The following is a 13,529-nucleotide window of genomic DNA, read 5'->3' as shown; positions in this document are numbered from 1 at the left end:
CTCCGCCCGCCTGCCCGTGAGGGGCACAGCGATCGAAGGGGGATCATGGGCCACTTGATCTACGGCGTGGCACCGGCCATCCGCATCGAAGACTGGGGACTGCGGCATCTTCAGTCCGTCATGCTCACTCGGCTGCGACGCAACGAGAGCTTCAGCTTCAGCTGGGACAATGAACCGGACGTCGGCGGGGACGCCGAGGTGGCTGAATCCGGGCGACACGGCACCGTCTGGATATCGAAGAGCTCGTCCCTCTACTTCAGTTACGACCGGCAGCGTGATCGCCCGCTGAACCGCCGATGGCTCGTGCTTCTGGCCGACGCGGCGAACAGCACGCATGGTCTCCGGCTGCTGCCAGAGCCGCCCGACGATTCGCTGCCCCGACCGTAGCCGTCGCATCAACGATCGCCGGGGCGCGACGGCACCGCTCACTCCCTTCGTGATCTGTCAAGCCTCGTGACGGGGATAGCCGGAGAAATGTACTCCTTGAGGCTGTCCGCCCGACGAAGAGGAGTACGTCCGTGGGTCAAGTAGTGACGAGCGCGCTGCGGTCGGTGACCGGATTCGGCAGGCGCCTCCTTCGGCGCCCTCCTCAGCGACGGAGCACGTGGATCGCAACGGTAGCCGAGGCCGGACGAGGGGACGCCCATCGGCTGCCGACGGCACCGTGACGATCCGAGGATCCTCCGCCCACCGCCCGTCTGCCTGAGTGTCTGACCGGAGGGTCGGATGGGTACGTTCACCTACGACGGCACGGCCAAAGTAGACCTCGATGACCGGCTCCTGACGCACTTGCAACTCGTCATCGGCACCAAACTTCGCCGTCAGGAGTTCACGCCCATGCAGTTCACATACAGCGGCAGTCGCACTCCGCAGATCAGCCCTCCATGGCTGGATGCTCTCGCCCACACGGCAGGCGTCGCTACATGTACTCGAAGTCGGTGATCGCGGCGAAGGGGGTGTGGAGGTCGCCGGTGTCGCGGGTGTCGAAGTCGTCTGCCTCGACGGTCTCGGAGGTGAAGATCACCGCCACGCCCGGCGAAACGAGGACGGATACCTCTCTGTTGCCGTAGACCACGAGATTCACGAGGTCGCCGTTGGCGCGTAGGGCGGCCACTGTGGCGGCCTTCACCGACTCGATGTCGTGCCCCTGGGCGAGGACGAACCTGTCTTCGCCGATCTTCACCGTGTCGCGTCTCATGTGAACCACCCTCGGGATCAGTGTCCACCGGGGACCCCACGGCGAACCGATTGTGGCAATCTACGCCGTCTCTGCGCCGGGGGCGAGCGTGACGGAGAATTCACCGCCCGTCCTCAGGTGGCGCGCCGGCGCCGGTGAGGCGGGCGACGGCGGCTTCGTCGGCGGCCTCGGCGAGGCCTCCCATCTCCAGGAGGTACCGGTCACCGCAGTGGCCGAAGAGGAGCGCGCCGAGTGTGAAGAGGAATTGAGCCGTTGCACGCAGCATATGCGTGCAAGAGTGAGGGTTTGCGATGCGACTGCGTCGCCGTCGTTTGCGTGAAATGACAACAATTTCGCAGCCGTAAGTTCGCCCAGCAAATGCGCTTGCGATATCAGCTTGTATGGTGAATATTTATCTCGGGATGCGAACGCGCACCTTGACAGCTCTCCCGATTGGAATTCCATGTCCACACAGCGAAAGCTCACGCGCCTGCTCGGCATCGGCGTCGTTGCCATGACCGCGGCGGCCCTCGCCGGTTGCGCCTCCGGGGGAGGTGGAGACGAGGGCGCCGACGGAGAAGCATCCGGTGAGATCACCGTGTGGTCGTGGTCGACCAACGCCAAGGAGATCGCCGAGCTGTTCGAGGAGGAGCACCCCGACATCACGGTCAACCTGGTCAACCCGGGCGACGCCGCGACGGGAAGTGAGCGCCTGCAGACCGCCTTCCAGGCCGGCAGCGGTGCGCCGGATGTGGCGATGATCGAATACCCGGGCATTCTGCAGAACGCCATGTCGGGGTACATCGTGCCGCTCACCGACTTCGGCATCGACGAGATCAAGGACGACTTCGCCAACAGCATCATGTCGCAGCTGACGGTGGACGGCGAGGTCTACGGCACCCCGATCGATGCGTCCCCGATGGCGCTGTACTACCGCACCGACCTCTATGCGCAGGCCGGCATCGAGCCCGCCACCACGTGGGAGGAGTTCGCGCAGGACGCCGCCACGCTGCAGGCCGCGCTGCCGGGAAGCTACATCGCCAACAGCGCCTTCGCCGACGGCAGCATGAACCGCATGTACTGGCAGGCGGGCATCGCGCCGGTCCAGGTGGAGGGCGAGACGATCGCCATCGACTACGACCAGCCCGAGATCCAGAACGTGCTCGATTACTGGGCCGGTCTGCACAACGACGGTCTGACCGCCGATCTGCCCATCTACAGCCCGGAGTGGAATGCCGCGTTCGCGGACGGCACGATCACCTCGTGGGTCGGCCCCGGGTGGGGCCCGGTCATCCTCGGCTCGAACGCGGAAAGCTCCGCGGGCAAGTGGGCGGTGGCGCCCCTGCCGTCATGGGACGGCGAGCCGGCATCGGCGGAGTGGGGCGGCAGTGCCTACACCGTCACCGAGCAGAGCAAGAACAAAGCCGCGGCCGCCGAGTACGTCAAGTGGGTCAACCACGACCCGCAGGCCTACGAGCTCCTGTTCGAGCTGACCGGCTCCTTCCCGGTGCTGAAGTCCTACATCGCCGATGAGGAGTTCCTGGCGTCGCCCTTCCCCTTCTTCGGTGACCAGCCGGTGAACCAGGTGCTGGCCTCGGCCCTGGAGAGCGTGTCGGACTGGCAGTGGACCCCGTTCAACAGCGAGGTCACCAACGTCTCCGACGCCGAGTACAACTCGATCCTCGAGGACGGACAGGACACCTCGAAGACCCTGGCCACCATCGAGACCAGCCTGCGCGACTACGCGGCCAAACAGGGCTTCACGGTCGCCGATTAGCACGCCACCGCGGGTCCCCCGGCCGAGATGTGCCGGGGGACCCGCCTCGTCCCGGAGAACCGATCCAGCATGACGACAACACACGCACCGCCCACCGCAGCGCGGCGGCAGAAGGGGCGATGGATCCCCTACGTCCTCGTCGCGCCCTTCCTGCTCGCGCTGGCGGTGTTCATCCTCGGCCCCCTCCTGATCTCGCTGATCAATTCGCTGTTCGTCGAACGACTCATCGGCGGGGTCACCTTCGTCGGCCTGGAGAACTACGCACGAGCCCTGACCGATGCGAACTTCTGGGAGGGCTTCGGTCGCCTGCTGCTGTACGGCGTGATCTTCACGCCGCTCACCATCGGACTCTCCCTCCTCATCGCGGTCGTCGTCGACAGCGGTGCGGTGCGCGGGAGCGGCTTCTACCGCGCCCTCTACTTCATCCCGTACGCCATCCCCGGCGTGGTCGCGACGCTCATGTGGGGCTTCCTGTACGGCCCGACCATCAGCCCCTTCACCGACATGGCGGAAGCGGTGGGCCTGGAAGGTCTGAACCTGCTGTCTCCGCAGTTCGTCCTCTTCGCCATCGGCAACATCGGGATCTGGGCGTTCGTCGGCTACAACGTCATGATCTTCTACGCCGCGCTGCGCGCGATCCCCGAGGAGATCTACGAGGCCGCGATCCTGGATGGCGCCGGCCGGTGGCGCATCGGATTCAGCATCAAGCTGCCCATGATCAAGCCCGTCATCACAATGGTCGTCATCTTCTCCATCATCGGAACGGTCCAGCTGCTCACCGAGCCGCTCGTCCTGCAGCCGCTGCAGCCGCGCTCCATCGAAGACAACTTCACCCCCAACATGTACGCCTACTCGCTCGCCGCGGGCGGGCAGCAGCTCAACTATGTCGCCGCGATCTCGTTCTTCATGGGACTCGTCGTCGTCGCACTGTCGGTCGTGTACAGCAAGTTCATGAACCGGCCGGAGAAGGGTGCATCGTGAACAACCCCGCCTTCAAGCGCCCCTCGGTGATCGCCGCGATCCTGTTCGCGGGCTTCGGCATCTACATCCTGGTGCCGATCTACTGGCTGGTCGTCAATGCGACCAAATCCACCTCCGACCTCTACTCCACCTTCGGGTTCTGGTTCTCCGGCGAGCCGCAGCTGTGGCAGAACATCGTCGAGGTCTTCACGCACGACGACGGCATCTTCGGGCGGTGGATGCTCAACACGGTCGGGTACTCCCTGGCCGCCGCCGTCGGCGCCACACTGCTGGCTGTCCTGGCCGGTTACGCCTTCGCGAAGTGGCGATTCCGCGGTCGCGACGGGCTGTTCTGGCTCGTGCTGGTGGCCATCATGGTGCCCGGCGCCGCTCTGGCGGTCCCGACGTATCAGCTGGTCGCCGCGATGGGGCTCGTGGACTCCCCGCTCGCGGTCATCCTGCCCTCGATGGTCAGCCCGTTCGCGATGTACATGCTCACGGTCTACATCTCCTCGGCGGTGCCCGACGAGATCATCGACGCCGCCCGCGTCGACGGCGCGCGTGAGCCCCGCATCATCCGCAGCGTCGTGCTGCCGATCATCGGGCCCGGGGTGGCGACGGTGTTCCTGCTGACCTTCGTCGGCACGTGGAACAACTACCTCCTGCCGCTGCTGGTGCTCCAGTCCCCCGAGCTCATGCCGATCACGCTGGGCCTGACGAGCTGGAACCGGGTCTCGCTGTTCCCCTCGACGGGTGCAGAGGTCTTGTACAGCCTCGTCGTGACCGGATCGCTGCTGTCGATCATCCCGCTGATCATCGTGTTCATCTTCCTGCAGCGGTACCTCCGCAGCGGGCTCACCCTGGGAGCCGTCAAGTGAGTGCCACCCCCACCCGCCGCGTCTTCGCCCACGAGGTCGTCGACTTCGACACCCCCGCCGCGATCACGACGCGTGCGGAGCTGGACGGCGAGGTCGAGCGGCTGCGCTCGGAGGTGCCGGCCGCCGTCATCGAGAACGAACGACCCCTGCGCACCGTCCACCCCCTCACGCCGTGGCACGTACGCGCGTGTGCGGAGCATCCCGCCGACCCCGCCGCAGCCGACGCCTCGGATTTCGCGCCGGCGACGCTTCCGTACAGCACCGAGGACGCGTACCTGCACTTCCGTGCCGAGACGCCGGCCAGTGACAGTGCGTGGGCCGAGCGCGCCGTCCTGCGCGTGGTCCGCCCCGACTACGAAGCCGTCGTGTACGTCGATGGCCGTGCCGCCGGCCGCCGCCGCGGATACCTCGGCACACTGGAGGTGGAGATCGACGCCCGCCGGTCGCGGCAGATCGACATCATCATCCGCCGCGCCCGCGACACGTACCGGTGGTCCGGCGAGAGCGAGGGCGAGAACTTCGGCGACGCACACGGCAAGGGGCTCGGGTCGGTCGTGGCGGATGCGGTCACCGCCGGTGCCGCGCTGGACGCGGTGGAGCTCGAACTCCGCCCGCCCGCACACCTGTCGTATGTCGCCGCGGATGCCCGGGCCGACGGCACGGCCGACGTCGTGGTCGAAGTCTCCGGCGCCGGGGATGCGGCCGAGGGCCTCTCGATCGCGGTGACGGTGACCACCACGGAGGGCCATGTGGTCGCGCAACAGCGGCACGACGTGACGGCAGCGCGCACCTCGGTGCCGCTCTCGGCCGCCGGCATCACGCCGTGGTCGCCCGCCGACCCGGTGCTGTATCGCCTCACCGTGCAGGTGTGGTCCGGAGATGAGCTGGTCGACGAGGTCCGCCGCCCCATGGGCTTCCGGACATTCCAGCGCGATGCCGACGGCTCCCTGTCGCTGAACGGCGCGCCCATCCTCCTGCGCGGCACGACGACCATCGGCTGCGTGTGGGATGCGTCCCGCGAAGGCCGCGACGAGGACGTCATCCGCCAGCTGCTCATCGTCAAGGCGCTGTTCGGCAACATGCTGCGCGTGCACGTCGCCGTCCCACCCGCGCGGGTGTTCGAGCTCGCCGACCGCGTGGGCGTGATGATCTACCAGGACGGGCCGTTCCAGTGGCACTGCTTCGCCTCGCGTGAGGCCGATCTGGAGGAGGAGCTCCTCCAGGTCGAGGAGCTCGCGCGCACGGTGGCGGGTCACCCGAGCGTCGTGGTGGTGTCGGTTCCGAACGAGATGCACATGAAGGTGCCCTTCCACGACGCCGACATCGCCTTCGTCGAACGGGCCGCGGACGTGCTCCGTGAGCACGTCCCGGGCGCCGTGCACCTGCAGGACTGGTCGGGCGGCACGCGGCCCCGAACGCTCCCGCAGGCGGTGCACGACTACCCCGGCTACTTCTACGCCACGACAGGGGCGCTCACGGGTGTGTTCGACGACCCGGCCAACGAGCAGGTGGATCCCGGCGTGCGAGCGATCGTCTCGGAGTACGGCGGTGGCGTCGTGCCGAGCTGGGAGGCGATGAAGTGCACCCAGGATGCGCATGCCCGCCGCGGCGAGACCATCACCCTCCCGCCGACGGAGGACGACCGGTGGACGGCCGAGGCGAGCCTGTACGAGATGACGGGGGAGATGGTGCGCACCCACCAGCGCGTCGTCGGCTGGCGCGACTCGTTCGCCGAGTACCGCCGCGCCAGTGGGGAGGCGCAGTCCCGCGTGCTCACGCGGCAGACCGGGCGCATGCGCCGCGACCGCCAGCACGTCTCCGGCGTCATCCATCACTATCTGCAGAACCCGGGCGACGTCTGGTACAACCCGTGGGTCGACCTGCACGTGATCGACAACGCCGGCGAGCTGACCGGCGGGTTCTCGGCGCTGCGGGACGCGCTCCGCCCGGTGTCGCTGGAGGTGACGGGTCTGCCGCATCGTGCGTACGGCGGCACGACGCTGACCCCGGAGATCTGGATCTGCAACGACCTGCCCGCCGAGATCCCCATCGATGTCGAGTGGACCGCTCGGACGGAGGACGGCGAGGTCCTCGCCACCGACAGTGTGGCCGCCCGCCTGGACGCCGGTTCGGCCGTCGCGGTGGCCCGGCCCGAGGTCGTGCTGCCGGTCGGAAACCGGGTCGCTGCCGTCGTCCTGACCGCGCGTGTCCGCCTCGAGGGACGCGCGTGGGTGGAGGCGACCGAGTCGGTCCAGGTGCACCCGGCCGCGCCGACGTGGGACGGCGAGGTGGACGTGCTGGGCGACCTGGACGGGTTCATCGAGCGCGCCGGCGCATGGCTGCCGCGTCTTCGGCCCTACTCCGCGGACAACGCGCACCCGGTGGTCGTCACGCCGGACGTGGCCCTCACCGCCGATGTCGTCGGTGAACTGCGTGCCGCCTCCGAACGCGGCCGCATCGTCGTGCTGCTGGAGCGCCGCCCGGGGGACGACCTGGGCTGGATCGGCAAGCACATCGAACTGGCCGTCACCGGCGACCAGCCGGTCGAGGTCGCCAACGTGGAGCTCTCGATGCGGGATTCCGGCCTCACCACCGACGACCTCAGCCGCTGGGCGACGCCCGACGGCCGTGTGCTGACCAATCCGCTCATGGGCATCGATCGCCGCGGGACGCCGGCGTGGGCCCGATGCGGGCACGGCCTGCAGATGTCGGCCATTCAGGAGGCGAGCCGCCTGGGCGGGCTCGTCCTGGTGTGCCAGCTGCTGGTGTGGTCGACCCTCGCCCACGAGCCGATGGCCGCGCGCGTCCTCCAGGCGCTACTGGCCGCTCCCTACCGACCCATCTGATCGCCCCCCACGACGACGAACAAGCAAGGAACCACCGTGAACCGCTCCTCGAGCACGGCCGCCGACGGCGTCCGCGTTTCCGCCACCTCCGCCGACCTGGACGCCCGTGCCCACCGCACGCTCCCCGGCGGTGTGAACTCCAACGTGCGCCTCGCGGCACCGAAGCTCTACTTCGAGCGCGGCGAAGGGGCGCGCCTGTACGACGTCGACGGCAACGAGTACATCGACTACCTGCTCGGCCAGGGGCCGAACATCCTCGGGCATGCACCGGCGAAGCTGCAGGCCGACGTCGCCGCCGCGGTGAGCTCCGGCATGCTGTTCGGCGCTCAGCACGAGGCCGAGGTCCGCGCCGCCGAGCGGGTCGTGGAGATCCTCGGCTGGCCGGACATGGTCCGCTTCGGGGTGTCCGGCACCGAGAGCGTGCAGGCCGCGCTCCGCCTCGCGCGCGCGGCGACCGGCAAGCGCCGGTTCATCCGGTTCGAGGGGCAGTACCACGGCTGGCTCGACAACACGCTGGCCAACTGGGACGCCGAAGGCAACGCCCTCGTCGCGGGCGCCGGTCAGATCGCCGACTACCTTCGCGACTTCGTGCCCACGCCCTGGAACGACCTGGCCGCCGTGCGCGAGCGACTCGAGACGCACGACGACATCGCCGCGATCATCACCGAGCCCATCATGCTCAACGCCGGCTCCATCCCGCCGGAGGACGGGTACCTCCAGGGGCTGCGCGCGCTGGCGGACGAATTCGGCGTCGTGCTCATCTTCGACGAGGTCATCACCGGCTTCCGCGTGGGCCTGGGCGGGGCGGCGGAGCGCTACGGCGTCACGCCCGACCTCGCCGTGTACGGCAAGGCGATCGCCGCGGGCTGGCCGGTGAGCGCGCTGGCCGGCCGCCGCGACCTGATGGAGCGGTTCGGCACGGGCGAGGTCAACCACTCCGGCACCTTCAACGCCTCCGTGATGGCCACCGCGGCGGTCCTGTCGGCCACCGGGATCCTGCAGGAGACCTCGCCGTACGCGCGCATGGAGGAATACGGCCGGTCGTTGCAGGAGCTCATCCGCGCCGCGGCGGCCAAGCACGACCTCCCGCTGCACGTGCAGGGCGTGCCGATGGCCTTCCACGTCTCCTTCAGTGGCGGACGCACCCTCAAGGACAACCGCGACATCCTCGCGTGCGACGCGCCCCGGTACGCGGCGCTGTCGCGCGAGCTCATCCGCCATGGCGTGTGGGTGGCAGCCCGCGGCGTCTGGTACATCAGCGCGGCGCACTCGGACGCCGAGCTCGCCGACACCGAGGAGCGCGTGGATCGGGCGTTCGCCGCTCACGCCGGCTCATGACGGCCCGGCGCGTGCGGGTCGGCGTCCTCGGGTTCTTCCACGAGTCCAACACGTTCGCGCCCGGCGCGATCCGGCTCGAAGACGTCGAGCCGCGGACGCTGTCCGGCGAGCGGATCCTGGACGAGCATGCGGATGCCGACACCGCCGTGTCGGGTCTTCTCGCCGGCGCCGCGCGGCACGGATGGGAAACGGTCCCGCTGACCTACATCGAGTTCGTGCCGTCGGCGCCCCTGGACGCCGGCGCAACCGCCGAGGTGATCGCACGACTGCGCCGCGCGGTCACCGAGCACGGTCCGTTCGACGCGCTCCTGGTCGCGCTGCACGGTGCGGCGGTGTCCCTTGCCGAGCCGGATCTGGACGGCGCCGTGCTGGATGCACTGCGCGAGGCGGCCGGCGCGGACACCTTGATCGCCGGTGTCCTGGACCTGCACGCCAACGTGTCGCCGCGGATGGCTGCAGCGGCCGACGTGCTCGTCGGCTACCGCACCAATCCCCATGTGGACGCGAAGGACCGCGGCCAGGAGGCCGCCGACATCGTGGCGCGTGCGCTGACGGAGGGCATCCGCCCCCGCTGCGAGCTGGTGATGGTGCCCGCCGTGATGGGGATCCTCGCGCAGGCCACCGCCGCCGAGCCCTGGGCGGGGTTCGCGCGGGCCGCGGATGACACCCGGCAGTTCCCCGGCGTGCTGTCGGTGTCGCTGTTCCAGGGCTTTCCGTGGGCCGACGTTCCCGAGATGGGGATGTCGGTCCTCGTCGTGGCACCGATCGGTGACCATTCCGCGCGCGGCAGCGCCGAACGCCTCGCGGATGTGATGTGGGCGGGTCGGAACGGATTCCGCTCCGACCCGGCCGCGCCCGCGGCGGCCCTCGCCGACGCCCCCGCCGGCACGACGACGCTCCTGCTGGATGTCGGCGACAACATCGGCGCCGGCGGCACCGGGGCGAGCACGCATGTCCTCGGGCACGCCATCGCCGCGGGACGCCGCAGCGTCGTCGGCATCGTGTGCGACCGGGACGCCGCGGCCCTGGTGCACGAGGTCGGTGTCGGCGCCGCGATCGAGCTCGCCGTCGGCGAGCCTGCCCTGACTGTGCGCGGCACCGTGACGGCGGTCTCCGACGGCCACTACGAGGATCCCGGTCCCACGCACGTCGGGCACCGCTACTTCGATGCCGGACCCTCCGCGGCGCTGACCCTCGAGGGCGGTCAGACGCTCGTGCTGTGCAGCCGCGCCATCCTGCCCTCCTCGGCGCAGCAGTTGCTCAGCCTCGGTGTCGATCCCCGCGCGCACGAGATCGTCATCGCCAAGGGCGTGCACTCCCCGGTGGCCGGCTACCGGCCCTATGTCGACCGGATCGATTACGCGGACACCCCGGGCGCCACCGCCAACGACTTCTCCGCCCTGGACTACCGGCGCCGCCGGCGTCCGCTCTTCCCCCTCGAGACCGAGCACGACCGCGCGGGATCGCCGCGCCCTGCGACCGACAACGAACGGAGCCTCCGCCCATGAAGATCACCGCCGTCGAGACCATCTATCCCGGCGCCCGCAGCGCCATGCCGGCCCTGGTGTTCGTCCGCATCCACACGGATGAGGGCATCCAGGGCATCGGCGACACGTTCTACCTGCCGCAGACCTGCATCTCCCTCATCCACGAGCACATCGCACCGGTCCTCCTCGGCCAGGACGCGCTCGCCATCGAGCGGCACTGGCGTGACCTGTACCGCGCCTACGCGCGCTTCGGTGGGCGGGGAGCGGAGATCCGCGCGCTGTCGGCGGTGGACGTGGCCCTGTGGGACATCCTCGGCAAGGCGTCGGGCCAGCCCGTGCACCGGCTCCTCGGCACGGCGCAGGAGAGCATCCCCACCTACAACACGTGCGGCGGCCCCCTGTACGCCTCCGTGGACGGCGGATCGCAGGCCGGCTACGGCAGCTCGCGCGTCGCCGGCATGTGGGACGACTTCGACGCGTTCCTCAACCGTCCGGGGGAGCTGGCGCAGGACCTCGTCTCGGAAGGGGCGAAGGGCATGAAGATCTGGCCCTTCGACCGCTTCGCCCAGGCCAAGGGATCGCGCGCGATCGAGGGGGGAGATCTGGCGGCGGGGCTGTCGACGGTCGCCGCGATCCGTGACGCCGTCGGCGACGCGATCGAGATCATGGTGGACGGCCACGGACTGTGGGATCTCACGCCGGCCATGCGCATCGCCAAGGGTCTCGAGCAGTACGACCTGGCGTGGGCCGAAGACCTCACGCTCGCCGACAACCCGCGCACGCTCGCGCGCCTGCGCGCGTCGTCCACGACGCCCATCTCCGTGTCGGAATACCTCGTGACGCGGCAGGAGTACATGCCGATCCTCGAGCAGGATGCCGCGGACCTCATCATGATCGACCCCACCTGGGCCGGCGGCATCACCGAGAGCCGCAAGATCGCGGTGCTGGCGGACACGTTCGGGCTGCCGGTCACTTACCACGACTGCACGGGCCCGCTCACGCTGCTGGCCGGTATCCACCTGTCGGCCGCCACCCCCAACCTCCGCTATCAGGAGTCGGTCCGCGCCTACCTCCGGTCGGTCTACCCGACGATGGTGACCTACGTGCCCGAAGTGATCGACGGCACCTTCGCGCTCCCGACAGCGCCGGGGCTGGGCACCGAACTGAGCCCGGAGTTCCTCGCCGGCGAAGACGTCGTGGTGCGCACCACGCGGCTCGAGAGCTGACGGGAGCGACGATCATGACATCTGCCGGCGCTCGCCGTCGCGCGTTCGTGGCGTCCGTGGGTGCCGCCGTCCTCACCGGGTCGGCGCTCGCCGCCCCCGCCGTCGCATCCGAACCTGCCGCCCCCATCGACGTGCAGGTCCTCGCGATCACGGATCTGCACGGGTACCTGAGTCCGCCGGCCGACCAGGCCAACGGCACCATCGCCACCTCGGACGGGCGCACGCTCAGCGTCGGCGGGGCGGCATACCTCGCCACGCATCTCGACGGCGCCTCGGAAGGCGCCGGAAACTCCCTCCGGGTGAGCAACGGCGACAGCTTCACCGGGTGGCAGTGGCAGGTCACGATGACCCGCGACGAGCCGACGATCGAGGTGATGAACGCGCTGGACATCGAGGTGTCCACCGTCGGCAATCACGAGCTCGACATCTCCGAGTGGTTCCTCGCCGACCATATGGCCGAGGGCGCCTGCGACGGCGACCCGGGGATGTGCTTCCCGCAATCCGACGGCACCGCGTTCGCCGGGGCCGATTTCCCGTTCCTCGCCGGCAACCTCACGCGCACAGCCGATGGGACCCGCCCGTTCGCGGCATCCTATGTGCGCGAGGTCAGCGGTGAGGGCGGGGTGACGCGCAAGGTCGGCGTGATCGGCGTCACGACCCCGGCGGTGGAGCGGATCTTCGCGTCCTACCAGGTGGGTGCGCTGCAGGCGGGGGAGATGCTCGACGCCGTGGACGCCGAGGCCGAACGGCTCGCCGCCCAGGGCGTGAACGCGATCGTCGTGCTCGCGCACGAGGGGGCGTCGACCACGGGGACGTTCGACCAGTGCGCCGACGTGCAGGGCCCGATCGTGGAGCTCGCGACGCACGCGAGCCCCCTCGTGGACGTCGTCGTCGGTGGTCACTGGCATACCGCCTTCTCGTGCATGCTGCCCGGCCCAGACGGCACCGACCGGCCGGTGATCTCGCCCGGGCATCACGGGCGCCTGTTCGCCGACATCCGCTTCGACGTCGATCCGGTGACCGGCGACGTCGTGCCCGGCACGGCAGCCGCTGTGAACGTCCCGGTCACGCGGGACGTTCCCGCCGACCCGGAGATCGCCGCGACCGTGGACTACTGGAACGGCGTCGGCGCGCAGCGGTGGGCCGATCCCCTCGGCGCCGTCACCGCGGAGGTCTCAATGACGCTCGATGACACCGGCGAATCCGCGATGAAGAACCTCGTCGCCGACGCGTACCGCGACATCGGCGGCGAGACCTGGGGCACGCGTCCCGATCTGGCGATCGCCGAGCCCTACCAGGTGCGCGGGGGAATCTCCCATGCCGTCGGCACGAACGCCGCCGACGCGCCGGGGCGCGTGCTGTTCGGTGAGGCGTGGTCCGCGCAGGGCCGAGGGTCGTCGATCGTCACCGGTCGGCTGACCGGGGCGCAGATCCGCGACGCTCTCGAACAGCAGTGGCGGACGGATGCGGCCGGCGCCGAGCAGTACGTGCCGCTGGGGCTCTCGGGCCTCACCGTCGTGGCCAACCCCACGCAGCCGGTGGGTCAGCGCGTCAAGAGCGTGCGCCTCGACGGCCGGCCGCTGCTGGCCCACCACTCGTACGTGGTGTCGATGTCGTCGCGCCTGGCTCTCGGCATGGACGGCTTCACGGCGTTGGCGGACCCGCGCGACCCGGTCCGCTCCGACATGGACTACTTCGCGTTCACGTCCTGGTGGGGCGGGCAGGATGTCGTGACGCCGCCGGCGACGGACCGCGTGGAGTTCCGCTGCGGGAAGGCGTGGAGCCGGCCGGGCTGGCCGGTGCTCCCGCCGAACGTCCCCGGCGGGCCCTGCGGGTGAGG

The 13,529-nt window shown here is 69.7% G+C and carries 12 protein-coding genes; 10 read left to right on the top strand and 2 right to left on the bottom strand.

Going from position 1 to position 13,529, the window contains the following annotated elements; translation table 11 throughout:
• The first annotated feature begins 45 nt into the window (after positions 1–45).
• On the top strand, positions 46–387 hold the full coding sequence (locus tag F6J85_RS15115) for a DUF7882 family protein (protein WP_150926290.1): 342 nt from the start codon (positions 46–48) through the stop codon (positions 385–387).
• 339 nt (positions 388–726) lie between these two features.
• Positions 727–942, top strand: coding sequence for a DUF7882 family protein (locus F6J85_RS18345; protein WP_476738599.1), 216 nt, complete (start codon positions 727–729; stop codon positions 940–942).
• Here the strand turns inward: F6J85_RS18345 and F6J85_RS15110 are convergent.
• Positions 920–1,198: a hypothetical protein gene (locus F6J85_RS15110; RefSeq protein ID WP_150926289.1), complete on the bottom strand. Its 279-nt coding sequence runs from the start codon at positions 1,196–1,198 to the stop codon at positions 920–922. The two genes, F6J85_RS18345 and F6J85_RS15110, sit on opposite strands and share 23 nt — an antisense overlap.
• Before the next feature lie 100 nt (positions 1,199–1,298).
• A complete protein-coding gene (locus tag F6J85_RS17765) occupies positions 1,299–1,463 on the bottom strand; it encodes a hypothetical protein (protein WP_191906641.1) in 165 nt (54 codons plus the stop codon).
• 177 nt (positions 1,464–1,640) lie between these two features.
• On the opposite strand from F6J85_RS17765, the gene F6J85_RS15105 reads away from it, so the two are divergent.
• The 8 genes from F6J85_RS15105 (at position 1,641) to F6J85_RS15070 (ending at position 13,527) form a co-directional block, all read left to right on the top strand.
• Positions 1,641–2,954 (top strand): ABC transporter substrate-binding protein, encoded by a 1,314-nt coding sequence (locus F6J85_RS15105; protein WP_150926287.1) that lies wholly within the window; start codon positions 1,641–1,643, stop codon positions 2,952–2,954.
• A gap of 69 nt (positions 2,955–3,023) precedes the next feature.
• Positions 3,024–3,935 carry a carbohydrate ABC transporter permease gene (locus F6J85_RS15100; RefSeq protein ID WP_191906640.1) on the top strand — a complete coding sequence of 304 codons (912 nt, stop codon included), beginning with the start codon at positions 3,024–3,026 and terminating at the stop codon, positions 3,933–3,935.
• The gene (locus F6J85_RS15095; protein WP_150926283.1) at positions 3,932–4,792 is read left to right on the top strand and encodes a carbohydrate ABC transporter permease; all 861 of its coding nucleotides are present in this window, start codon (positions 3,932–3,934) and stop codon (positions 4,790–4,792) included. Before F6J85_RS15100 ends, F6J85_RS15095 begins: the two co-directional genes overlap by 4 nt.
• Positions 4,789–7,638: a hypothetical protein gene (locus tag F6J85_RS15090; protein ID WP_191906639.1), complete on the top strand. Its 2,850-nt coding sequence runs from the start codon at positions 4,789–4,791 to the stop codon at positions 7,636–7,638. Before F6J85_RS15095 ends, F6J85_RS15090 begins: the two co-directional genes overlap by 4 nt.
• Before the next feature lie 36 nt (positions 7,639–7,674).
• Positions 7,675–8,976 (top strand): aspartate aminotransferase family protein, encoded by a 1,302-nt coding sequence (locus F6J85_RS15085; RefSeq protein ID WP_150926279.1) that lies wholly within the window; start codon positions 7,675–7,677, stop codon positions 8,974–8,976.
• Positions 8,973–10,484: a M81 family metallopeptidase gene (locus F6J85_RS15080; protein ID WP_150926277.1), complete on the top strand. Its 1,512-nt coding sequence runs from the start codon at positions 8,973–8,975 to the stop codon at positions 10,482–10,484. The genes F6J85_RS15085 and F6J85_RS15080 overlap by 4 nt, the downstream gene beginning before the upstream one ends.
• Positions 10,481–11,689 (top strand): mandelate racemase/muconate lactonizing enzyme family protein, encoded by a 1,209-nt coding sequence (locus tag F6J85_RS15075; RefSeq protein WP_150926275.1) that lies wholly within the window; start codon positions 10,481–10,483, stop codon positions 11,687–11,689. Before F6J85_RS15080 ends, F6J85_RS15075 begins: the two co-directional genes overlap by 4 nt.
• A gap of 14 nt (positions 11,690–11,703) precedes the next feature.
• Positions 11,704–13,527 (top strand): bifunctional metallophosphatase/5'-nucleotidase, encoded by a 1,824-nt coding sequence (locus F6J85_RS15070; protein ID WP_150926273.1) that lies wholly within the window; start codon positions 11,704–11,706, stop codon positions 13,525–13,527.
• Positions 13,528–13,529: the final 2 nt, after the last annotated feature.

The sequence above is a fragment of the Microbacterium lushaniae genome (assembly GCF_008727775.1).
Taxonomy (GTDB): Bacteria; Actinomycetota; Actinomycetes; order Actinomycetales; family Microbacteriaceae; genus Microbacterium; species Microbacterium lushaniae.
This window is presented reverse-complemented; position numbering and strand designations above follow the sequence as displayed.

Bases quoted from the DNA above. Each gene is read 5' to 3' on its own strand.
- F6J85_RS15105 (WP_150926287.1), top strand. From the start codon at position 1,641: ATGTCCACACAGCGAAAGCTCACGCGCCTGCTCGGCATCGGCGTCGTT.
- F6J85_RS15080 (WP_150926277.1), top strand. From the start codon at position 8,973: ATGACGGCCCGGCGCGTGCGGGTCGGCGTCCTCGGGTTCTTCCACGAG.
- F6J85_RS15110 (WP_150926289.1), bottom strand. From the start codon at position 1,198: ATGAGACGCGACACGGTGAAGATCGGCGAAGACAGGTTCGTCCTCGCC.
- F6J85_RS15070 (WP_150926273.1), top strand. From the start codon at position 11,704: ATGACATCTGCCGGCGCTCGCCGTCGCGCGTTCGTGGCGTCCGTGGGT.
- F6J85_RS15115 (WP_150926290.1), top strand. From the start codon at position 46: ATGGGCCACTTGATCTACGGCGTGGCACCGGCCATCCGCATCGAAGAC.
- F6J85_RS18345 (WP_476738599.1), top strand. From the start codon at position 727: ATGGGTACGTTCACCTACGACGGCACGGCCAAAGTAGACCTCGATGAC.
- F6J85_RS17765 (WP_191906641.1), bottom strand. From the start codon at position 1,463: ATGCTGCGTGCAACGGCTCAATTCCTCTTCACACTCGGCGCGCTCCTC.
- F6J85_RS15100 (WP_191906640.1), top strand. From the start codon at position 3,024: ATGACGACAACACACGCACCGCCCACCGCAGCGCGGCGGCAGAAGGGG.
- F6J85_RS15075 (WP_150926275.1), top strand. From the start codon at position 10,481: ATGAAGATCACCGCCGTCGAGACCATCTATCCCGGCGCCCGCAGCGCC.